Genomic DNA, 20,188 nt, shown 5'->3' with positions numbered 1-20,188 from the left:
AAAAACAACGGATTGATAAAAGCGCTGCCGGGAGGGCGGCGCTTTTTTTTGGGCGGAGAGTTTGCAGGAATTACGCAGAGCCCCGTGTAGGAGCCGGCTTGCTGGCGATAGCGGTGTAACAGTCAGCGTAATTGTTGAATGTTAAACCGCTATCGCCAGCAAGCCGGCTCCTACACGGGGCGGCGTGATGTCGGAATCCGGGGTGTTTAGAAGCTGTAAGTCCCGGTCACTACCACGCTGCGCGGTTCACCCGGTTGAATCTGCGCCGCGCTGGTGGCCGACGAGTAATAGGTTTTATCGCTGATGTTGTTCAGCGCCGCGCGCAAATCCCAATCCTTCTGACGGAACCCGGCCAACGCATCCCAACGACCATAACCCGGTAGCACGGTGGTGTTGAGGTTATCGGCGTAACGCTGGCCCACCAGGGTCAGACCGGTTTCGGCGTACCAGCCCATTTCCGGTTTCCAGGTCAGGAACAGGCTGCCGTTGTGCTTGGCGACGTTGCTGATGCGCTTGCCTTCAAAGCCGTTGTTGTCCTTCTCGACCGTCGCGTCCTGCACGCCCACGCCACCGCGCACGTACCAGTTGCCGACAATCTTGCCGGTGCCGGTCAGCTCGATCCCGCGGGAACGTTGCTTACCGGAAAGCAAGGTAATGGTCGGGTTGAGCGGATCGCTGGTGCGGCGGTTGTAGAGTTCCAGTTCGTAGATCGCCAGCGTGGTGCTCAGGCGATCATCGAGCCAGTCGCTCTTCACGCCGATTTCCTTCTGCTTGGTCAGCTCGGGGCTCAGGTCGTTGGTGTTGCCGGCAGCGCCAGGGGTGATGCCGATCAAGCCACCGCCCGCCGGGGAAAAGGTCTTGGTCCATGACGCATAGAAGGAATGATCCTGCAGTGGCGTCCAGACCAGTCCTACACGTGGGCTGGTGCTGTGGCTGTCGCGGTCCTCGGAAATGCCCCGCAGGTTGTTGGTCGATTCGATGTCGAAGGTGTCGTAACGCAGTCCGCCCAATAGTTGCCATTCATCGTTCAGGCGCAGTTGGTCCTGCACGTACACCGCACGGCTTTCGACTTCGGTGTGGTTGTCGCTGGACACCTGCATGCGTCCGGTGTGACGCAAATTGCGATTAGGGTTGTTCAGGTTCAGCGCCGGAACGGGCCGACTGCCGGGGCCGGTCGTGGCGGCGGTGTACAGGATCGGGTCGCGGCGCTGGCTGCCGATTTCGATGCCGGTCAGCAATCGATGCTCGAGGCCGAAGGTATCGAAACCACCCTCCAGCTCAACGTTGTTAAACACGTTGCGGGTGTTCAGGTCCTGCTGCCAGTGTTGGCGCGTGACCGAGTTGGTCGCCGGGGTGTAGCCCGTCAGGTAGGTGTTGTCGAAATCGCTGTTGAGCTTGAACACGCCCAGGGTCTGACGCAGTTGCCAGTTCTCGTTGATGTCATAGCTGAGTTTCGAGCGCAGGGATTGCGACTTGTCATCGATGAAATCGTTATCGCTGCCGTAGGTCGTATCCCGTCCGACATCTGCCGGGCGTCCGTTGACACCGGGAATTCCGCGATCCGGCGTACGGTTGTAGCGGCTGTATTCGTACTGCACCAACCAGTTCAGGTCGGGTGTCAGTTGCCAGCTCATCGACGGCGCGAACAACTGGCGATTGCCGCTGACGCCATCGCGGAAACTGTTCTGATCCATGTTGCCCATGTTCAGGCGCAGGCTGATGTTCTCGCTGGGGTCGGTGCTCAGGTCCGCGTAAAGGCTGCGCAGATCGTTGCTGCCACCTTGGGCTTCGATGGTCGAACGGCGACCGAATTCCGGCAACTTGCTGACCCGGTTGACGATCCCGCCCTGACTGCCACGGCCGTACAACACCGCCGCCGGCCCCTTGAGGACTTCGATGCGCTCGATGTTGTGCAGGTCGCGCACGTACTGGCTGTCGTCCCGAATACCGTCCAGGTAAAAGTCGTTGCTGGCGTCGAAACCGCGAATGCGCAAGCTGTCGAAGCGGGTGTCGGCGCCGCTGCTGACGTTGGGGATACCGCTCAGCGCCGTGCCCAGATCGTTGGTCCCGTAATCGACGACGTTCGAGGTTTTTATCGAGTCGATGGCTTGTGGCACGTAGCGTACCGGCGTGGCCGTGCGGGTTGCTGTGCTGGTTTCTTTCACGCGTGGATCGTCAGCCTCTGCTTCGGCGCTGATCGAGGTTGCCGGCAGGGTTGTAGGCGCGGCGTAGGAAAAACCGGCAGATAGCAAGGCAGAGAGCCCAAGACTGAAGGGCGTAAGACGAAATGGGGCAGGCATTTAAGGACGCATCCGTAGGATTTTTGGGTAGTATCGCGAAAGATGCAAATGGTAATGCTTGATATTTACTTTCGTGAGTTATTCCTGAGAAGTTCCGCTGTTTGATTGTTTCAATTTGTGTCGGAGTTGTTACAGGAAGGATTTGCAGCATTCGACCGATTCATGAAACAGACTGAAAGCCATTCCGGCGTTTTTCAGAAACTGTCGCAGGGCTAACCTGCCGGCATCGATTTTTCCTGACTTTTCGCCGGAGCCTTCCCATGATCCTTCACTACATTTACGACCCGTTGTGCGGCTGGTGCTACGGCGCAAAACCACTGGTGCAAGCCGCTCAGGCCGTTCTGCCGGTGATTGCCCATGGCGGCGGCATGATGACCGGCGCCAACCGTCAGATGGTCTCGCCACGTTTGCGTGACTACGTGATGCCCCACGACCGGCGCATCGCCGAGTACACCGGTCAGCCTTTCGGCGATGCGTACTTCGAAGGGTTGCTGCGCGATGAGACGGCGGTGTTCGATTCCGCTCCGCCGATTGCCGCCGTACTCGCGGCGCAGCAGGTCGCTGGCCTTGGACTGGAGTTGTTGGGCCGTTTGCAGAGCGCGCATTACGTGGAAGGGCGGCGTATCGCCGATGAAGCCGTGTTGATCGAACTCGCCAACGACATCGGTCTGGAAGCCGAAGCCTTCCAGTCAGCGTTTGAAAATGCCGACACCGATCGCCACATCAAGGCCAGTCGCGCCTTGTTGGCCAACGTCGGCGGCCATGGTTTCCCGACCTTCGCCCTGGAGCAGGATGGCCAGTTCACGTTGATCGACATCAGCCCGTGGCTCGGCAAGCCGCAAGCCTTCGCGGCATGGCTGAGTCAATCGCTTCCCGCAGACGCCGCGACATCCGAGTTTCAAGCCTGCGGCCTCAACGGCTGTGCCCACTGAATTCACCCGGAGCCTCTCATGGATAACCTGAGCCTGATCAAAAGCACCTACGAAGGTGCCAACTCCCAGGAAAATGCGCGCAATACAGCCGCAGCCCTGGCCGATGACGTTCGCTGGACCGAAGCCGCAGGCTTTCCCTGCGCGGGTACTTATATTGGCTTTGACGCCATCGTCGAGAACGTCTTCAAGCGTCTGGCCACGGAATGGGAAGGTTTTCAGCTGAAGATCGAGGACTACGTCGCACAGGGAGACAAGGTGTTTGCCTACGGCAATTACAGCGGAGTCTACAAAGCCACCGGCCGCTCGATGAATGCTCGCGTCGCCCATTTGTGGACCATCGCCAATGGCAAAGTTACCCATTTCGAACAGTTCGTCGACAGCCACACCGTGCAACGGGCAATCGTGGACAAGTAATTTCTTAGACGATTTTCACCTAATCACAGACGATTCATGAAATTGACACATGGTTAAGGGCGCGGATAGGATTCGCCCCAACGCCTGTGGCTAACCGCCATGACTCAAAAAAATAAAAGGCCCGCTCCGCGATTTATCGTGGGCGGGCCTTTTTGTTTTCGGGTGAAAAAAGAGTGCGATAGCGCCGTTTCAGCCGTTCGACACAGCGCGTATCAACCCGAAATAAGGAAAAGAACAAAATGTTGAATAAGCGAATCAGCCTGATCGCTCTGGGGATGTTGAGTGCGACACAGGCCATGGCTAACGACCAGGCCGAATCCAAGGGTTTTGTTGAAGACAGCAGCCTCAAAGTGCTGCTGCGCAATGCCTACATCAATCGTGACTACAAAGACAGTCGTGAGGACAAAGCCGAGTGGGGCCAAGCGGCCATCGGCACGTTCTCGTCCGGTTTCACCCAAGGCACCGTCGGTGTGGGTGTGGATGCGTTCGGTCTGTACGCACTGCGTCTGGATGGCGGCAAGGGTCGCACCGGCGCGCAAGGCATCGACTTCTTCAAGAAAGGCGACAGTGGCAACGCGGCTGATGACCTGTCGAAGGGCGGCGCAGCGGTCAAATTCCGTCTCTCCAGCACCACGCTGACTTACGGCGACCAGATGCCGGCCCTGCCGGTGCTGAACTACGACAACGCGCGCCTGCTGCCGGAAAGCTACACCGGCACGCTGATCACCTCCAAGGAGATCAAAGGCCTGGAACTGAACGCTGGTCGCTTCACCGCCGAATCGCGCAAAAGCGCGGAAGGCCGTGACAGCGGTGGCCTGAAGTCGATCAACGTATTGGGCGGTAGCTACCAGTTCACCGAACAGTTCAAGGCGGCGGTGTACGCGTCCGACGTTGAAGACGTGTTGAAGAAGCAATACGTGAACGCCAACTACGTATTCCCGATCGACAAGGATCAGTCCTTGACCCTCGACTTCAACGGCTACCGCACCAAGCTGGACGATTCCTACGTCCGCGAAAGCGGCGCCACCGGCGACGACAACAAGATCTGGAGCCTGGCAGCCACCTTCGCCACCGGCCCGCACTCGTTCACCGTCGCTCACCAGCGCAGCACCGGCGACAGCAACCTGGGCTACGCCTACGGCGGCTATCAGAAGGATCAAGGTCGCGTCGGTGACGGTGGCAACACCATCTACCTGGCGAACTCCTACTGGTCCGACTTCAACGCTGAAGACGAGCGCAGCTGGCAGGTCGGCTACGGTCTGGACTTCAGCACGTTCGGCGTTCCGGGCTTGAGCTACAACGTGGCTTACGTACGCGGCGACAACATCACCACCTCCACCAGCGAGGGCGGTACCGAGCGCGAAATCTTCAACCAGTTCAAGTACGTCGTGCAAAGCGGCCCGGCCAAAGACCTGAGCGTGAAACTGCGCAGCTCGATCCTGCGTGTTTCGCAGAAGTCGAGTGAGTACAACGTCAGCGGCAACGAAGTCCGTGTGTTCGTCGACTACCCGATCAACATTTTCTGATGATCGGTTGCAGTATCGAGGCCTGATTAGAGGCTGAGAACGAAGAAGCCCCGACTGGTTCGGGGCTTTTTTGTGGGCGGCGCGAGGCTCTAGGTCGCGGCAAGCGCATCAGGTGCTCAACTGCTACTGACGCAAAATGATCAAAACGAGCATTCATAATGATTGATTTGCGCAATTTGAAAGGGTGGCATAAGATTATTTTGACTGAATCAATCAATCTTGTGATCGGTTCAGTCAGTTTCGAGGTGAAACACGTCTTACCCCACAATTATAAAAGGAGACCCTCGTGGCCCAATTTCCTATCAAGCGCACCATAGAACGCATTCCGGGCGGCATGATGATCGTGCCCCTGCTGATCGGTTCGCTGGTCGCCACCTTCATGCCTGATACGCCCAAGTTTTTCGGCTCCTTCACCAACGCGCTGTTCACCGGAGCGTTGCCTATCCTCGCGGTGTTCTATGTGTGCATGGGCGCGAGCATCAACATCAAGGCCACGCCTTACCTGCTCAAGAAGGGCGGCACGCTGCTGATTACCAAAGTCGGTATCGCCGTGCTCATTGGTATCGTGCTCGGGCATTTTCTGGGTGAGCAGCCAATTTCGTCAGGCCTGTTCGCCGGCATCTCGACGCTGGCGGTGGTTGCCGCGATGAACGACACGAACGGCGGCTTATACATGGCGCTGATGGGTCAGTACGGTCGCTCCGAAGACGTTGGTGCCTACTCGGTCATGTCCCTGGAATCCGGCCCGTTTCTGACCATGGTCACCCTCGGCATCGCTGGTCTGTCGGCGTTCCCGTGGCCGACATTGGTGGGCAGTATTCTGCCGCTGGCGCTGGGCATGTTGCTGGGCAATCTTGACCGCGACATGCGCGACTTCCTGGCCAAGGCCGTTCCGGTGATGATCCCGTTTTTCGCTTTGGCGCTGGGCGCAAGTCTGGATCTGCACAACGTCTGGCAGGCCGGTTTGCTGGGTCTCGGCATGGGTGTTGCGGTGGTCGTGCTGACCGGCATTCCGCTGTTCTTCGCTGATCGTTTGACCGGTGGCACGGGCGTCGCCGGTGTCGCTGCGGCTACCACCGCCGGGAACGCCGCAGCCGTGCCTGCGCTGATCGCGGCAGCCAATCCGGTTTACGCCGAAGCGGCCAAGAGCGCGACCATATTGGTAGCCGCCTGCGTGGTGGTCACCGCGATTCTTGCGCCGATACTCACTGCAGCCGTCGCCAAGCGCGTACAAAAGCGCAACCCTGTCGTCGTCTCTGAGCAGGAGATCGAACCTCAAAAGCAGGAGGCGTTGCGATGAGGATTCTGATCATCGCGGATGATCTGTCCGGTGCGGCGGATTGCGCCATCGGTTTTGCGAGTGTGGGGCTGCAAACGGTGGTCACGCTCGATCCCTTGAATGACAAGGCCGATGCTCAGGTGATCGCCGCCGATACGGACACACGTCGCCTCTCACCGACGCAGGCTGCCGAGCGCACCGTTGCCGCGTTCAAGGCGCTGCATCAGCCTGGTCAGCGGCTGTACAAAAAAATCGATTCGACTCTGCGCGGTAACTGGGCGGCGGAAGTCGCTGCCCTGCAACCCTTGGCCGGCCTGGCAATCGTTGCCCCGGCATTCCCTGCTACGGGGCGCACGTTGCGCGGCGGTCGGGTCTTCGTGAACGGTCAACCGCTGGAAACCACCGATACCTGGAAGCTCGAAAACGCTGATCGCCCAGCGGATGTAGAAGCGATGCTCATCGCCGCCGGCCTGAGCACCGCGAAACTGGATCTCGAGACCTTGCGCGGCAACGAAAATGCGCTCGCGCAACACATCACCGAAGTCGCCCGCAGCGGCACGCAAGCGCTGATCGTCGATGCACAAATCGAAGACGATTTGCTGACCCTCGCTCGCCTGACCGCGTCGATGGATCTGCCGCTGTTCTGGATCGGTTCGGGAGGCCTGGCGCGGGAAATCGCCAGCCTTCCGGATTTTTCAGAAACACGGTTCACAGCCATCGAACCGACCGCGCAGGAAAAAAGTCAGGCGCCGATTCTGATCCTCGTCGGCAGCCTCTCCGGCGTCTGCGAGCGGCAATGCGCGCTACTCAAGGAGCGCGGCGGTGTCAGCGAACTGGTTGTCCCGCCGGAGGTCCTTCGCCAAGGTAAAACCCATGGCGACTGGGCGATGTGGCAAGCACGCATCGGCGAGCAACTCGATGGCTGGAGTGATCTGCTGCTGCGCATCGGTCGCGATGTCGCTTTCGATCCGCAAGAGGGCGCGCAACTTTCAAGCATGTTGGCCGTGCTGGTCGAACCGCACTTCGCCAAGGTCGGCGGCCTGATCGCCACAGGCGGCGAGACGGCCCGGGCCATATTGACCACTGTCGGCATCGACAGCCTGCAACTCATCACCGAAATCGAGGCCGGCGTTGCCTTCGCCCGCCCGACTGTTTCCCGGCAAGGCCATCGTCCCGGCATCGTGACCAAGGCCGGTGCGTTCGGCACCGATCGCGCTTTGTATGCGGCATGGCAACACCTGAGCGACAGCGCCAATCGCTCCTCGCCCCAACGCACACGAATCCAAGGACTCGAATGAACACTATGAGCAATTACCTCCCCATCATCGGCATCACCATGGGCGACGCCTCGGGTGTCGGTCCGGAAATCGTCGTCAAGAGCCTGACTCACGACATCGTCTATCAACAATGCCGACCACTGGTGATTGGCGATGCGCGCCGTCTCGAACAAGCCAATGTGATCGTCGGCGGCAGCGCCAAAGTGCGCCGCATCAAGGACGCGTCCGAGGCACGCTACGAGACCGGCGTTATCGACTGCATCGACCTCGACCTGATCCCCGACGACCTGCCATTCGGTGAGCTGTCGCCTATCGCCGGTGACGCCGCTTACCAATACATCGCCCGTGCCGTGGAGCTGGCGCAGGCCAATCAGATTGACGCGATCTGCACCGCGCCGCTGAACAAGGAAGCGCTGCACGCCGGCGGCCACAAATACCCTGGCCACACCGAAATGCTCGCGCACCTGACCAACGTCGATGAAGTGTCGATGATGCTGGTGGCACCGCAGCTGCGGGTGATTCACGTCACGACGCACATCGGCATCATCGATGCGATCCGCAAGATCGAGCCGGGCCTGGTCCAGCGCACCATCGAGCGCGGTAACGCGACATTGATCAAAGCCGGCATCGCCCGCCCGCGCATCGGCGTGTGCGGGATCAACCCGCATGCCGGTGAAAACGGCCTGTTCGGTTATGGCGAAGAGGAAGAAAAAATCATCCCGGCGGTGAAGCTGTTGCAGGAGCGTGGCCTCGACGTCACTGGTCCGCTGCCAGCCGATACGCTGTTCTTCCGCGCCGGACGCGGCGACTTCGATCTGGTGGTCGCGATGTATCACGACCAGGGCCACGGCCCGGTCAAGGTGCTCGGCCTGGAAGCGGGAGTGAACGTCACCGTCGGCCTCGACGTGATTCGCACCTCGGTCGACCACGGCACCGCATTCGACATCGCCGGCAAAGGCATCGCCGATGAGCGCAGCCTGCTCGAAGCGCTGCGCCAGGGCGCGGAACTGGCCACGCGACGGGGATGAGCCGCAGGGGCGCTGTCGTGTAAGATCGACCACCGTCCACCGTGCGAGACCCGCCATGAAAGCCTCCGAACGCCACCGCGCCATCCTCGACCTCGTCCGCATCGGCGATGCCAACGTCGAGCAATTGAGCGCGGCCCTCGGGGTTTCGGAAGCCACGGTGCGCCGCGACCTGACCATGCTCGCCAAACAACGGCACCTGGTGCGCACCTACGGCGGCGCCACCGCCGTGGTCGGTGTGCATGAACCGGAAGCCTCCCTCGAAGAACGCAAAACCAGCCAGTGGGAACAGAAAGACGCCATCGCCCAAGCGGCGGCGGCACACGTCCAGGACGGCGACACCGTCTTGCTCGACGGCGGCACCACCTGCGCCGCGCTGGCCCATCACCTGTGCTCGCGACAAGACGTACACGTGGTCACCAACAACCTGCTGGCAGTGATGACCCTGGCCAATGCGCCGGGCATTCGCCTGACCCTGATCGGCGGCGACTTGCGCGGTTCGAGCATGAGCACGTTGGGGCCGTTGGCGGAGTTGACGTTAAGTCGACTGAGCGTCGACAAAGCCTTCCTCGGCGCGGACGGCGTGGTCGCGGAATTTGGCTTGTGCGAAGCGAGCGCGCAGCAGGCGTATCTCAAGGAATGCATCATCAAACGCGCGGCGCAGATTGTGGTGCTCGCCGACACCGACAAACTCGGCCGTGCGCGGCAACAGCACTGGACGCCGATTGAGCGGGAGTGGCGGTTGATTACCGGTGCTACCGCCGATGAAGCTGCTCTCGCACCGTTTCATGCCCTCAAGCAAATCACCGTAGAAACCGTGATCGTCGATTAAACCCCGAACGTGTAGGAGCCGGCTTGCTGGCGTTGGCGTCCTTAAAATCGCCATCGCCGGCAAGCCGGCTCCTACAAAAAGCGATTCCCAAGACGTGTCGCAAAAAGTGAAAAATTGCGCCACGTAACAAGGCGGACTACTTCAAAAGAGGCTGAGTCCTACTGCGGAAACAGCCAGCGATAACTACTAAACAGCGCCTATCAATCGTCTACTGAGACGTTCGGAAAGCAGCGCCTGTTCCAGGTAGGAATCCACTTTTGAAGAGATTTGCTTTTGTAAATGAAGCTGCAACTCGTGAGTACAAAGACTTGCCGAGCTGGGTACAGGATGAGTTCGGGAAAGACCTGATGCGCGTGCAATACAACGCAGATCCAGAACTGGCAATCAAGCAGCTCAGTTCGGTTGGAGCGGGCGCCATTGAGTTGATCATCAACGGTAGCCCTGCATACCGCTGCATTTACATTGCAAAGTATGCGGACACCATTTTCGTCCTTCATTCGTTCGTGAAAACCACGAACAGAACAGATCGTCACGCAATGGCCGTCGCGGAAGATCGGTTGAAAGAGCTGAAAAGAGAGCTTCGGAAAATGGGGCTCAACGTCTAGCCAGCGTGAGCTTGTGAAATGACGATTTGTGGCAAGGCTCCGGGCTCGTTGGACGGCAATGTAAACGTGGTGCGAAAGCCGAGTTTATCCAGCATGTCCATCATTGCATCGATGGTGAATTTCTCGATCTTGCCAGTGGCCAGTTCTGAAATGCGTGATTGAGTCACGCCTAGCTTGTCTGCGGCCTCACTCTGTTTGAGCCCCAGTTTTTTAATGCAGTCAGTGATGAATATCGACAACTCCATTTTCAAGGCCATTTTGCTGGCAACCTCCTCGTCATGCGTGACGTGGAATGGGCTGTCGAAGAATTGAATTGCCATAAAGCTTCACCTCTTTTTAAGCGTTATCTAAAATTTTCGATAAAAAGAGATTAGCCGATTGACGATTTTTGATCCAAGCATTTTTTCTGACTGCGCAGCACTACCCATTACACCACGTAACTAATGATGTTCCCGCCCCTACCTTTATCCCCACCCCCCAAACTCCTACATTGAGCTCCAACACCTACCCATCATCCCGATGAGCAGGTCACTGGAGATCTTCCTCATGCCTTTTGTAAGCGTACGCATTACCCGCGATGGCGTTACCTCTGAGCAGAAAGCTCAGGTGATCGCTGAAATCACTGAAACACTGGAACGCGTCCTCAAGAAGGACCCGCACCTGACCCACATCGTGATCGAAGAAGTCGACACCGATAACTGGGGCTACGCCGGCATCACCACCACCCAGTACCGCAAGCAACTGGCTGAGAAGGAGGGCAAGTCGTGACTGCGTCGGTCTCCATCGATTTCATCTCCGACGTCGTGTGCCCTTGGTGTGCATTGGGCGCGACGGCGTTAGAGCAGGCGATTGAGAACGTGTCGAGTGAAGTCTCGGTGGAGCTGACCTACAAGCCGTTCGAGTTGAACCCGAACATGCCGCCTGAAGGCGAGAAAGCCGTCGAGCACCTGATGCGCAAATACGGGCGCACCGCTGAAGACGTCGCCGCCGGCAAAGCGATGCAGATCGCTCGTGGTGAAGCACTCGGTTTCAAGTTTGACCTGGAGAAGCGCACTCACTTCTACAACACCTTTGATGCTCACCGTCTGCTGTTGTGGGCGTTACAGGAAGGGCGGCAGGTCGCACTGAAGAAGATCCTGCTACGCGGTTACTTCGCCGACGGCCAGAACCCGAGTGATCGCGAGACGCTGGTTCGACTGGCAGCCGAAGCGGGGCTGGATGCAGCGGCGGCTCAAGAGGTGTTGGCGTCCGGAGCGTTCGCCGAGGAAGTGCGTGAACTTGAAGCGTTTTACCAGCAGCACGGCATCAATTCGGTACCGGCCATGATTCTCAACGGTCGCCACCTGGTGTCCGGTTCGCAGTCGGTCGAGTACTACGAGCAAATGTTGAGACAAATGGCGAAGGAACCCGCCGAAGCCTGATTCATTACTTTTTCAAACCATCATTTATTAGTAGAGGTTCATCATGAGCAATTCGAAAAAAGTCATCGTAATTACTGGCGCCTCCCAAGGTCTCGGCGCAGGCATGGTCAAAGCTTTCCGTGATCTGGATTACAAAGTCGTCGCCACTTCGCGTTCGATCAAACCATCCACCGATCCGGACATCCTCACCGTGGCCGGCGACATCGGCAACCCGGAAGTCGCTCAACAAGTGATCCGCGAAGCCATCGCACGTTTCGGCCGCGTCGACACCCTGGTCAACAACGCCGGTATCTTCGTCGCCAAACCGTTCACCCAGTACACAGCTGAAGACTACGCCAATGTGCTGTCGGTGAACCTGAATGGCTTCTTCTACATCACCCAGCTCGCGATCACCGAGATGGAAAAACAAGGCAGCGGCCACGTCGTCAACATCACCACCAGCCTGGTCGACCACGCTATCGACGGCGTGCCATCGGTACTGGCTTCGCTGACCAAAGGTGGTTTGAACGCGGCGACCAAATCCCTGGCCATCGAATACGCCAAGCGCGGGATTCGGGTAAACGCGGTTTCCCCAGGCATCATCAAGACCCCGATGCACGGTGAAGAAACCCACGCAGCACTGGGCGCTCTGCACCCGGTCGGGCACATGGGTGAAATCAGCGACATTGCTCAGGCGGTTGTTTATCTGGATAGCGCCAATTTTGTTACTGGTGAAATCCTGCATGTGGATGGTGGGCAGAGCGCGGGTCACTAAGGCCGGCTTTTTCAAACGGCAGAAACAACAAAACCCTCGTCTTGCTGCGAGGGTTTTTTTTAACCTAGCGCGGGCTCGTCCCCCCGCCACGCCGGCGGGCTAAATGGGTCGTTTTTTCCTCAGCTCTGCATGAGCAGCGGAGCAGGCCTGTCGGGACGCCGTGATGGTAGTCAGTGGACATTAGGAGGCTCCTGGGGAGGCGATACCAGATCAGTGAGCCTTGAGGGTGACGCGCGCGCAAGAGCCGCGAGCGGCGGGCGGTGTAGCGGGGGTGGCTACACCGCAGACATGAAAAAGCCCCGGCTTGGGGGCTTGATGGGGCGGTTTTGCTTAGCTTGCGGTTGCAGAAGGCGCGGGGGGTATCTGTTTGATGAGCCAAATACCAAGCTCAGATATTGAGTAAGTCACAGGTGCTTTCGTGGGGGAGAATTCAATATCGGTCTCAAGTGAGTTGTTGCTGATGAACGAGTCGTTGAGAAGCCCTTTGGCAATAAGATCTGACACACAAGAGTCAATCAGCATTGGGTCTAGATTACTCGGTAGTAGGTCTTCAATTGCACTTGTTGCGAGCGATGGTTTCCTGCCCACAGAAAACATACCTTTACCGGTCTTTGCATTGTGAAGCGTGTTTGCTTCTGTAAGCACCAAAAAATGAACATCTTCTAGATCACGTACTAGGCGCAAGGTTTGAGATGTAGCGTCCCAGTTGCTTGTTTTTTGGTTCCAGAGATTGGCCAGAATGGATGCGAAAACTCGGACTTTCTCTTTACTTAGTGACTCTTGAATTGCGTTAAGAGAGATCCGAAATGCAGGGATGAGGTCTGGTGAATCTGAGGGTGTGGTACTTAGCGAGAATTTTTTAAGCTCGGAGATGAGTAGGTGGATTTGTCGTAGCTCGAAATCCATTGCTTTTTTAGATAGGTAGCGGTCAAGAAAACCAAGGCCACTTGCATTCAGAATCAAGCACAGTGGCCCCCATAGTGGGTGATCATTCTCGTAAATTTGGCCAACTTTTTCAGGTAGGCTTGCATTATCCAGCTTGGATACGTCCACGACTTTCTCCTTAATTGAAGCGTCAAAATCGATTGTTTGTACTGTCCCGCCCTGAATAAGGTCAGTCCCGGCATCACAAAATCCGCGATGCACAACGAAGGAAACACATGAGGCGCTCGAGAATTTGCATCAGCAAATGGGCGAGATCAGCGAAATTGCGCAGGCGGTTGTGTATCTGGACAGCGCCAAGGACGTTACTGGCAGAAATTCTGCACTGGCAGAGCACAGGCCACTAAAACCGGTTTCTCCAAACCCCAGAAACAACAAAGCCCTCGTATTTCTACGAGGGCTTCGTTTTGTATGGTGCCGGCACCAGGAGTCGAACCCGGGACCTACTGATTACAAGTCAGTTGCTCTACCAACTGAGCTATACCGGCGTGTTAGGGCGACGATTATAGCGATTGGATAGCTTCTGTAAACCCCTGAATTCAGACTATTTTTACACAGCCTTCAGACCAGCCCCACAGACGCATCTGCGGGGCTGGTAAGTGAAGCATCACACGCCGTTTTTAACCGCGTTGATCAGGTCCTGACTTAGCACCTGCGCAGGCGCCACTTGCACGCTTTGCGTATAGAACGGCGGCAGGTTCTGGGCCAGTGTCGACAACGCTTGCGGAGTGGTGTTGCCCGGCAGCAACACGTATTGCAGGTTCGACGGATAGCTCTGCGGCACGGGGCCTTCCATGGTTGAACCGTAGGCGCCGAAGGTCATCACGGCCTGGGGCGTTGTTGGATCGGGCGCATAGAGGAAGACGAAGGTGCCGTACTTCGGATGGGTCAGGTATTTCGCTGCCTGGTCGCGAACCACCGGATCCGGGTCGTTCATCAGGGTCCAGCGCATGACCGCATAGCTGCGGGTCGTTTCCATGAACGCTGTACGAATCGGCGACTGGTTCTCGACGCCTCCCAGGCACACCAGCAGGTTACCGAACGGGTCGATCAGCGCCACTGAGTTGAACACCGTGCTTTGCTGCGCGGTTTTCAGCAGGGGAGGCGCGAGTTCGGCGCCAGGATCACGTGGGTTCGCCGATTGCACGGTCAGTGCGAATGGGCTGAGCGCCGTGAGTGCCTGGCGCACTTTGCTGTTGGCCGGCAGGGTGGCGGGGTTTTGCAGTTGATCCGGCGGCAGGCCGCTGTTGTTGCTGGCATCGCGCACCGTGTTAACGCTGGCGGAGAAGATCGAGCTGCACAGGAAATACGCCGCCGAGTCGATGGTCTGGCCGCCGAACACCGGGCTGTTCGAACCCTGATAGGCGCGGCTGACTGGCGCTGCAATCGCGTAATAGCCCCAGGTGTTCTGCGCCTGTTGGCGGATCTGCGGCGGCAACGATGGAAAGGTGAACTGGCTGTTGTAGTTGATACCCGCGTAGTCATCGATCGCACTGACGGCGACGTTGAATCCTGCGGTCAGCAGCGAACCGGCGCACATGGCGCACGGGTCGAGCGTGGTGACGACGGTCAGTTGATTGGGCGGTGGCAGGTTCAGTGGCGCGACGTTTTCGTAGTACCAGTCCACCAGTTGCCGTTCGCCGTGGGCGGTCGGGTCGTGGGGTAGAAAGTAAGTCGTGCCGCTGCCAGGGAAAGGCATCAGTACGTTGTTGTGCAGCGCGGCGATGACCTCGCCCGTTGCGTTGTTGATGATGGCGCCGCCTACCGCGAAGGTTTGCTGCAGCGCAGCGACGATGGCTTCGTTGGCGACGGTATCGACGGCTTCCTGTGCACTGTTCAATGTGCTCATGTTTTCCCAGCTCCTTGCTGTCCCTGACGTCAGAGAATTCTGACGCTTGGCAAAGATAGTTGAGGATTTCCGGGGCGTTTATGTTCTTTTGAATTAATGCTTATGCACAACGGGGAATGCGATGCACGCGGCTAAGATCGAAAATGTGGATCCAGTCTCATTTTCTTGCAAATGCCTGTTTTTCCGGTTTTTTATTCGAGTGTACGAAAATTGAACAGTTTAGTTTCAGCCCTGAAACAGGCGTGGACATTGGATCCACGATATTTCATCAACAGAGTTATCCACAGGCTGTGGCTGTTTTAGGCACGTTCCGCCAGCAACAGGAAGTTACGCGGCGTGAGTGGGGTTTCACAAAAGGTGCCGAGACGAACGGTATAACCCTGCTCGGCTAGGAATAGTGCTCGATCGAGTACCAGCCAAAGCTCCAGCGGACGTCGGAAAAGTCCACGTAGCAGTTCCAGATTGCGTACTTCGGCCAGTCGCTGCCAACCGGCGGCTTCGAGCGCTAACCAGTCTTGCGGGCCGACTGTGGATAACTCTTTGAATGCGGCCAGATGATGGCAGTAGTCGGCGAAAGATCTGTCCAGCCAGGCGCTCGGCAGGGAAGGCGTGGGCAGGTACTCATCTACACCGCGAAGTTGCCGTTGCAGCAGGTCGAAAGCCAGGCGTCGGGCCATGGACGTGTCGCGCTGACGTCGGACGCGGGCACCTGCGGTGACGGTTTCGCTCATCGGGAGTGAGAGATCGTCGAGTGACAGCTGTAGGTCGGAGCGCAAACCGACAGAGGAAACTGGCAGGTATGCAGGAAGACTGATCCTGTTATAGCAGCACGGCGCAACGGCCATTTGTTTGCACCCGGCGGCGCTGGCGAGCTGGATCAATCGCACATGCAGATCGCCACAGGCATGCAGTGCGACCGGTGTGTGATCGGCGTTCAGCAAAGAGGCGGCGTCAGGCGCGAGTACATCCTGCTCGACATGCAGCGCATGCAGTTGATGGCGCTGGCTGAGTGCCTGACCGCTGAGGACCAGTGCAGGATCATGTTCCAGGCACGTGAGCTGCTGACCGGTTTGCAGCAGGCGTCGACCCAAGTGACCTTTGCCCGAACACCAATCCAGCCAATGCATCGGTGGCGCAGCAAACGACAACCGGCTGGCAAACGCCTCGATCTGCTGCCACTTGCGCCCCGGCACATCGACATTCAACCGATGTCCTGCGGTCTCCAGCGTATGTGCCGGCAGCTCACCCACCGAACCCAGTTCAAGGGATAGCGCCGCCAGCGAAGCAAACGGTTCCGGCGCATCCAGCAGACAAGGTTGGTTATGACTGTTTTCCGCGTCTTCCAGCGATCGCCCGCGTAGCCATACAGCCAGCTCCGGGTAGGACGCTTCCCAAGGAAGTTGCAGATGAGTAAACGGTCGAGGCTTCCACAGCGCCTGATGCTCGATCAGAAAAGCATCCAGCGCCATGAAGCGGGCGAGCAGGGCCTCGCCCGTCAACACGTGGGAATCAACGCCCTTGGCAGGCATCGACGCGCAACCAGCGCTCCAGCAGCTTGAAGCCGCGAACCAGCACGTAAGCCATCAGCAGGTAGAACATGCCTGCGGCGAAGAAGATCTCCACCGGCAAATACGTCCGGGCAATGATGGTGCGAGCCATGCCGGTCAGTTCCAGCAGGGTCACGGTACTGGCCAGCGCGCTGGCCTTGAGCATCAGGATCACTTCGTTGCTGTACGCCGGCAGGCCGATGCGGGCGGCACGGGGCAGGATGATGTAGAACAGCGCCTTGGCCCGGGACATGCCCAGCGCCCGCGCCGCTTCGATCTCGCCCGGTGGAATCGCCTGGATCGCACCGCGCAGGATCTCGGCGATGTAGGCCGCGGTGTGCAAGGTCATGGTCGCCGTGGCGCACCAGAACGGATCGCGCAGGTACGGCCACATCGAGCTGTTACGGACTGCATCGAACTGCGCCAGGCCGTAGTAGACCAGGAACAGCTGAACCAGCAACGGCGTGCCACGGAAAAAGAAGATGTAGCCGTAGGGAAATGCCCGTACCCACCACAGGCGCGACGAGCGTGCGATGCCCAGCGGAATCGCCAGCAACAGGCCGGCAATCACGGCGATGGCCACCAGTTCCAGGGTCAGCGTTGCGCCCTGAGCCAGTTTCGGCAGCCACTTGATGATGATTTCCCAGTTCATTGGTTGCTCCTCGCGAAGCCGCGAGCGGCGCGTTTTTCCATGAAGTGCATGCCCGTCATGGCCAGAATCGTCAGGCCCAGGTACATGAACGCGGCCACCATATAGAAGGTGAACGGCTGTTTGGATACGGTCACGCCGATTTGCGCGTGACGCATGATCTCTTCCAGGCCGATCACCGACACCAGCGCGGTGTCTTTCATCAGGATCATGAACAGGTTGCCCAGGCCGGGCAGGGCGATGCGCCACATCTGCGGCATGATCAGCTTGGTGAAGATGCGAAACTTCGAAAGACCCAGTGCCACACCGGCTTCACGGTGGCCTTTGGGGATCGCCAGAATTGCACCGCGGAACACTTCCGTGGCGTAGGCGCCGAAGCACAGGCCCAGCGCAATTACACCAGCGGCAAAGGCATTGAGTTCAAGGTCGGGGTTGCCGAAAAACTCGCCCAAGGCACGCATCAGGTTGACCGTGCCGAAGTAAATCAACAGCACCCAGAGCAGTTCCGGGATGCCACGAACCAGTGTCGAATAAGTGCCGCCAAGCCATTGCAGTGGCTTGTACGGGGAAGTCTTGGCCAAGGCGCCGAGCAAACCGAGCACCAGCCCGAGACACAGGGCCGAGAGTGCCAGTTTCACAGTCATCAGCGCGCCAGCGGCGAGCGCCGGGCCGAATCCGTAGAGGTCGATAATCATGGATTTCTTTTCAAATCGCGGCAGGCAAGGCCGGGGACCGGCGCCGTCAGAAGGCGGCACCGGTCCGGCAGGTCAGTATCAATAGATGCTGAACGGGAAGTACTTGTCGTTGATCTTCTTGTAGGTGCCGTCAGCAACGATTTCTTTCAGTGCGACGTTCAGCTTCTCGCGGATCGCATCACCTTTACGCACAGCGATACCGATCTTGTCGCTTTCTTCCACCGGGTCGCCTTTGAATTCGTAAGGCTTGCCGGCGTCGCTTTTCAGCCACTCGTAGTTGACGTATTTGTCCGCCAGGATGCCGTCCAGACGACCGGAGGTCAGGTCGAGGTAAGCGTTTTCCTGGGTGTCATAAAGTTTGGTTTCAACACCAGGCATGTTGTCTTCAAGCCAGGTGCCGGCCAGTGTCGCGCGCTGGGCGCCGATCACTTTGCCTTTCAGCGCATCCTTGTCGGTCTTGAAGTCGACATCTTTCTTGGCGATGAATTGCAGCTTGTTCGAGTAGTACGGGTCGGTGAAGTCGACGGCTTGCTTGCGCTCGTCGGTGATCGACATCGAGGAGATCAGGAAGTCGAACTTCTTGGCGTTCAGGGCCGGAATGATGCCGTCCCAGTCGGAGGTGACCACGGTGCATTCGACTTTCATCTTGGCGCACAGGGCGTCGCCGATTTCCTTGTCGAAGCCGACGACATTGCCACTGGCATCTTTGTTGTTGAACGGCGGGTAGGCCGCTTCGATGCCCATCTTCAGGATTTCGGCCATGGCACCGGCGCTGAACGCCAGGGTGACGGCGGCTGCCAGGAAGACCTTTTTGTAGTTCTGCATGCGGGTAGCTCCGTTAGCGGTTGCTGGACATGAATTGTTTGCAGCGCGCCGAAAGCGGGTTTTCGAACACCTGCTGTGGCGATCCTTGCTCTTCTACCAGGCCCTGGTGGAGGAACACCACTTCGCTGGACACCTGACGGGCGAAACCCATTTCGTGGGTGACCAGCAGCATGGTGCGGCCTTCTTCGGCCAGTGCGCGGATGACATTAAGTACTTCCTGGACCATTTCCGGGTCAAGGGCGGAGGTGGGTTCGTCGAACAGGATCACCTTGGGTTGCATCGCCAGCGTGCGGGCAATGGCCGCGCGTTGTTGCTGGCCGCCAGACAGTTGCGCCGGGTATGCATGACGCTTGTCGGCGATGCCGACCTTGGCTAGCAGGGCTTCGGCGACTTCGATGGCTTCGGCCTTGCTCTGGCCGAGCACACGGCGTGGGGCCTCGATGATGTTGTCGAGCACGCTCATGTGCGGCCACAGATTAAAGTTTTGAAACACAAAACCGATCTCGCTGCGCAGGCGGTTGATCTGCTTGCCGTCGGCCGCGACCAGTTCGCCGTTCTTGGCGGCTTTGAGCTTGAGTTCTTCGCCGGCCACCAGGATCTGGCCCTGGTGCGGGTTTTCCAGCAGGTTGATGCAACGCAGGAACGTGGACTTGCCGGAACCGGAGGAACCCAGGATCGAGATCACATCGCCGTCGCGGGCGGTCAGCGAGATGCCTTTGAGCACCTCAAGCTGTCCGTAGCGTTTGTGCAAGTTGCGGATTTCAAGCGCGGGCGTGGCCTCAGCCATGTGCGTTCCTCATATATGTTGCGCTCCTGCTGTTGGCGGGCCTTCCTGGCGAGGCGGCCAACCTAGCATAGCGTCTGAATGGCAGCCAACAGCGCTACGGGCGGTAAACGGGTGGCATGTGACAGGTTGTCGCATCGGTACAGCAGACTGTCGCGCTGCTATCAACCGAACAGCCGTTTGAACCCGGTGTGGCGCGGCTGTCCCGTAAAAAAGGGCGCGATGTTGCCAGCTTTGGCGGGGTGTTGGAAGCGCTAACCGGCCAAACGTTCCTGATCTGCACTTTTATTGTGCGTTGAGCATTTGTTGGGTGTGTTTCCGGTGCGCAGATTCGTTCCTCAAGTGAGTCGCAGGGTAACGCTCTGGCAAAGTGCCATTGCTTTCAATGACTTGCGATGACTGTCCGGTCAGGAGGAGATCGCCGGGTTAGAGGGTTTTGAAACATTTTGGCGCAATTATTGCGTGCAGATTCCGGAACGCCCCGTTGGTTTCTTTTTACAGAAGAGAATTCACGACGGGATGCACGCATTCG

20 protein-coding genes and 1 tRNA gene are annotated in these 20,188 nt (G+C 58.3%); 11 read left to right on the top strand and 10 right to left on the bottom strand.

Going from position 1 to position 20,188, the window contains the following annotated elements; translation table 11 throughout:
* Positions 1-206: 206 nt before the first annotated feature.
* The gene (locus ACYZUC_RS18800) at positions 207-2,300 is read right to left on the bottom strand and encodes a TonB-dependent receptor (RefSeq protein WP_461989635.1); all 2,094 of its coding nucleotides are present in this window, start codon (positions 2,298-2,300) and stop codon (positions 207-209) included.
* Between the two features lie 260 nt (positions 2,301-2,560).
* Between ACYZUC_RS18800 and ACYZUC_RS18795 the strand changes: the two genes are divergently transcribed.
* The 8 genes from ACYZUC_RS18795 (at position 2,561) to ACYZUC_RS18760 (ending at position 10,190) form a co-directional block, all read left to right on the top strand.
* On the top strand, positions 2,561-3,232 hold the full coding sequence (locus ACYZUC_RS18795) for a DsbA family protein (protein WP_461989634.1): 672 nt from the start codon (positions 2,561-2,563) through the stop codon (positions 3,230-3,232).
* Between the two features lie 18 nt (positions 3,233-3,250).
* Positions 3,251-3,646 carry a nuclear transport factor 2 family protein gene (locus ACYZUC_RS18790; RefSeq protein WP_461989633.1) on the top strand — a complete coding sequence of 132 codons (396 nt, stop codon included), beginning with the start codon at positions 3,251-3,253 and terminating at the stop codon, positions 3,644-3,646.
* Between the two features lie 239 nt (positions 3,647-3,885).
* The gene (locus ACYZUC_RS18785; protein WP_008025011.1) at positions 3,886-5,172 is read left to right on the top strand and encodes an OprD family porin; all 1,287 of its coding nucleotides are present in this window, start codon (positions 3,886-3,888) and stop codon (positions 5,170-5,172) included.
* A 286-nt stretch (positions 5,173-5,458) separates the two neighbouring features.
* On the top strand, positions 5,459-6,472 hold the full coding sequence (locus tag ACYZUC_RS18780; protein ID WP_192226783.1) for a 2-keto-3-deoxygluconate permease: 1,014 nt from the start codon (positions 5,459-5,461) through the stop codon (positions 6,470-6,472).
* Positions 6,469-7,749 carry a four-carbon acid sugar kinase family protein gene (locus tag ACYZUC_RS18775; RefSeq protein ID WP_461989632.1) on the top strand — a complete coding sequence of 427 codons (1,281 nt, stop codon included), beginning with the start codon at positions 6,469-6,471 and terminating at the stop codon, positions 7,747-7,749. The genes ACYZUC_RS18780 and ACYZUC_RS18775 overlap by 4 nt, the downstream gene beginning before the upstream one ends.
* Before the next feature lie 5 nt (positions 7,750-7,754).
* Complete coding sequence (gene pdxA, locus ACYZUC_RS18770) at positions 7,755-8,756, top strand: 4-hydroxythreonine-4-phosphate dehydrogenase PdxA (RefSeq protein ID WP_032828579.1); 1,002 nt, start codon at positions 7,755-7,757, stop codon at positions 8,754-8,756.
* Between the two features lie 55 nt (positions 8,757-8,811).
* Positions 8,812-9,585 (top strand): DeoR/GlpR family DNA-binding transcription regulator, encoded by a 774-nt coding sequence (locus ACYZUC_RS18765; protein ID WP_192226787.1) that lies wholly within the window; start codon positions 8,812-8,814, stop codon positions 9,583-9,585.
* Positions 9,586-9,842: 257 nt separating this feature from the next.
* A complete protein-coding gene (locus ACYZUC_RS18760; protein ID WP_461989631.1) occupies positions 9,843-10,190 on the top strand; it encodes a type II toxin-antitoxin system RelE/ParE family toxin in 348 nt (115 codons plus the stop codon).
* Here ACYZUC_RS18760 and ACYZUC_RS18755 read toward each other — a convergent pair.
* Positions 10,187-10,510, bottom strand: coding sequence for a helix-turn-helix domain-containing protein (locus tag ACYZUC_RS18755; protein ID WP_461989630.1), 324 nt, complete (start codon positions 10,508-10,510; stop codon positions 10,187-10,189). The two genes, ACYZUC_RS18760 and ACYZUC_RS18755, sit on opposite strands and share 4 nt — an antisense overlap.
* A gap of 226 nt (positions 10,511-10,736) precedes the next feature.
* On the opposite strand from ACYZUC_RS18755, the gene ACYZUC_RS18750 reads away from it, so the two are divergent.
* From ACYZUC_RS18750 to ACYZUC_RS18740, 3 genes are read left to right on the top strand one after another with little or no spacing between them, the layout of a single operon-like run.
* Complete coding sequence (locus tag ACYZUC_RS18750; protein WP_008025002.1) at positions 10,737-10,958, top strand: tautomerase family protein; 222 nt, start codon at positions 10,737-10,739, stop codon at positions 10,956-10,958.
* On the top strand, positions 10,955-11,611 hold the full coding sequence (locus ACYZUC_RS18745) for a DsbA family oxidoreductase (protein WP_461989629.1): 657 nt from the start codon (positions 10,955-10,957) through the stop codon (positions 11,609-11,611). Before ACYZUC_RS18750 ends, ACYZUC_RS18745 begins: the two co-directional genes overlap by 4 nt.
* Before the next feature lie 43 nt (positions 11,612-11,654).
* Entirely contained in the window at positions 11,655-12,365 is a 711-nt protein-coding gene (locus ACYZUC_RS18740) for an SDR family NAD(P)-dependent oxidoreductase (protein ID WP_008024998.1), read from the top strand.
* Positions 12,366-12,695: 330 nt separating this feature from the next.
* Here the strand turns inward: ACYZUC_RS18740 and ACYZUC_RS18735 are convergent, their stop codons facing one another.
* The 8 genes from ACYZUC_RS18735 to ACYZUC_RS18700 form a co-directional block, all read right to left on the bottom strand.
* Positions 12,696-13,418: a hypothetical protein gene (locus ACYZUC_RS18735; protein ID WP_461989628.1), complete on the bottom strand. Its 723-nt coding sequence runs from the start codon at positions 13,416-13,418 to the stop codon at positions 12,696-12,698.
* 301 nt (positions 13,419-13,719) lie between these two features.
* Positions 13,720-13,795: transfer RNA gene (locus ACYZUC_RS18730), tRNA-Thr, on the bottom strand.
* A 119-nt stretch (positions 13,796-13,914) separates the two neighbouring features.
* Complete coding sequence (locus ACYZUC_RS18725) at positions 13,915-15,156, bottom strand: nucleoside deaminase (protein WP_461989627.1); 1,242 nt, start codon at positions 15,154-15,156, stop codon at positions 13,915-13,917.
* A 299-nt stretch (positions 15,157-15,455) separates the two neighbouring features.
* Positions 15,456-16,685, bottom strand: a complete 1,230-nt coding sequence (locus ACYZUC_RS18720; protein ID WP_461989626.1) for a methyltransferase — start codon at positions 16,683-16,685, stop codon at positions 15,456-15,458.
* Positions 16,666-17,355: an ABC transporter permease gene (locus ACYZUC_RS18715; protein ID WP_461989625.1), complete on the bottom strand. Its 690-nt coding sequence runs from the start codon at positions 17,353-17,355 to the stop codon at positions 16,666-16,668. The genes ACYZUC_RS18720 and ACYZUC_RS18715 overlap by 20 nt, the downstream gene beginning before the upstream one ends.
* Entirely contained in the window at positions 17,352-18,047 is a 696-nt protein-coding gene (locus tag ACYZUC_RS18710; protein ID WP_461989624.1) for an ABC transporter permease, read from the bottom strand. The genes ACYZUC_RS18715 and ACYZUC_RS18710 overlap by 4 nt, the downstream gene beginning before the upstream one ends.
* Positions 18,048-18,125: 78 nt before the next feature.
* Positions 18,126-18,872, bottom strand: coding sequence for an ABC transporter substrate-binding protein (locus tag ACYZUC_RS18705; RefSeq protein WP_461989623.1), 747 nt, complete (start codon positions 18,870-18,872; stop codon positions 18,126-18,128).
* Positions 18,873-18,885: 13 nt separating this feature from the next.
* Positions 18,886-19,659, bottom strand: coding sequence for an ABC transporter ATP-binding protein (locus ACYZUC_RS18700; RefSeq protein ID WP_007897462.1), 774 nt, complete (start codon positions 19,657-19,659; stop codon positions 18,886-18,888).
* Positions 19,660-20,188: the final 529 nt, after the last annotated feature.

Source organism: Pseudomonas sp. GT1P32, from assembly GCF_054897805.1.
This window is presented reverse-complemented; position numbering and strand designations above follow the sequence as displayed.

Coding starts and splice junctions, on each gene's coding strand:
- ACYZUC_RS18725 (WP_461989627.1), bottom strand. CDS start 15,156: ATGAGCACATTGAACAGTGCACAGGAAGCCGTCGATACCGTCGCCAAC.
- ACYZUC_RS18755 (WP_461989630.1), bottom strand. CDS start 10,510: ATGGCAATTCAATTCTTCGACAGCCCATTCCACGTCACGCATGACGAG.
- ACYZUC_RS18710 (WP_461989624.1), bottom strand. CDS start 18,047: ATGATTATCGACCTCTACGGATTCGGCCCGGCGCTCGCCGCTGGCGCG.
- ACYZUC_RS18775 (WP_461989632.1), top strand. CDS start 6,469: ATGAGGATTCTGATCATCGCGGATGATCTGTCCGGTGCGGCGGATTGC.
- ACYZUC_RS18765 (WP_192226787.1), top strand. CDS start 8,812: ATGAAAGCCTCCGAACGCCACCGCGCCATCCTCGACCTCGTCCGCATC.
- ACYZUC_RS18795 (WP_461989634.1), top strand. CDS start 2,561: ATGATCCTTCACTACATTTACGACCCGTTGTGCGGCTGGTGCTACGGC.
- ACYZUC_RS18720 (WP_461989626.1), bottom strand. CDS start 16,685: ATGCCTGCCAAGGGCGTTGATTCCCACGTGTTGACGGGCGAGGCCCTG.
- ACYZUC_RS18790 (WP_461989633.1), top strand. CDS start 3,251: ATGGATAACCTGAGCCTGATCAAAAGCACCTACGAAGGTGCCAACTCC.
- ACYZUC_RS18800 (WP_461989635.1), bottom strand. CDS start 2,300: ATGCCTGCCCCATTTCGTCTTACGCCCTTCAGTCTTGGGCTCTCTGCC.
- ACYZUC_RS18705 (WP_461989623.1), bottom strand. CDS start 18,872: ATGCAGAACTACAAAAAGGTCTTCCTGGCAGCCGCCGTCACCCTGGCG.
- ACYZUC_RS18750 (WP_008025002.1), top strand. CDS start 10,737: ATGCCTTTTGTAAGCGTACGCATTACCCGCGATGGCGTTACCTCTGAG.
- ACYZUC_RS18715 (WP_461989625.1), bottom strand. CDS start 17,355: ATGAACTGGGAAATCATCATCAAGTGGCTGCCGAAACTGGCTCAGGGC.
- ACYZUC_RS18700 (WP_007897462.1), bottom strand. CDS start 19,659: ATGGCTGAGGCCACGCCCGCGCTTGAAATCCGCAACTTGCACAAACGC.
- pdxA (WP_032828579.1), top strand. CDS start 7,755: ATGAGCAATTACCTCCCCATCATCGGCATCACCATGGGCGACGCCTCG.
- ACYZUC_RS18785 (WP_008025011.1), top strand. CDS start 3,886: ATGTTGAATAAGCGAATCAGCCTGATCGCTCTGGGGATGTTGAGTGCG.
- ACYZUC_RS18740 (WP_008024998.1), top strand. CDS start 11,655: ATGAGCAATTCGAAAAAAGTCATCGTAATTACTGGCGCCTCCCAAGGT.